General features: G+C 60.8%; 1 protein-coding gene. It reads right to left on the reverse strand.

Features of this window, described 5'->3' with window-relative positions:
- Positions 1 to 48: 48 nt before the first annotated feature.
- On the reverse strand, positions 49 to 663 hold a 615-nt coding region (locus tag NE619_RS17945; protein WP_256133853.1), incomplete at its 5' end, for a DUF2815 family protein.

Genomic DNA, 663 nt, shown 5'->3' on the forward strand with positions numbered 1-663 from the left:
GTCGACGCTGGAATAGGTCTCCAGGTCAATGGATAGATGCTTCATGGTTTATACTCCCGGCGTCAACGGCATACCGGTGATCGGGTCAAAGGCCGGAGCAGGCTGTCCCGCATTCGGCTGCTGCGCTGCGGCTTGCTGTGTCGTCCAGGTCTGCGCAGCGCCATAAGTCGGAGTCGCCGGTGCCATGGCCCCTGAAGGAGCGCCAAAGTCTTCCGCCGCGGTCGTTCTTCCACCAAGGGGTTCCCCGTCGGCCAGCTTCTGCACGTTGTTCAGACCACAGCCGATTCCCTTTCGGCCGTTGCTGTTATACGCAAAGAAATTGACCGACACCCGCGCGTACATGCCGCTGTAAACTTCCGTCTGGTCGATAATCGGATTCACGCCGGCATCGACGATCTGCGGCGCCTGCTTGCTGCTGGCCGTAAACACCCAGTGGCCTTTGCACTCTTCCCCGAACGGCATGCCATCCGATGGCCTCGTCCCATCCCCGTCGTGGACCGGGATCGCGAGGATTGGCGGAACCGTTCCACCGAATTTGCTCTGCGCCCCGTCCTGTTTGGCGGCTTCGATGGCCGCGTCGATTCGCGCTTTCGTCGCGGTGTCTGTCTTTGGCACCAGAATGGTGCAGCTGTATTTCGGCTCCTGTCCCGAGTTATGCGCGTA

The organism is Anaerovorax odorimutans (genome assembly GCF_024459955.1).
In the GTDB taxonomy this organism is placed as follows: domain Bacteria; phylum Bacillota; class Clostridia; order Peptostreptococcales; family Anaerovoracaceae; genus Hominibacterium; species Hominibacterium odorimutans_A.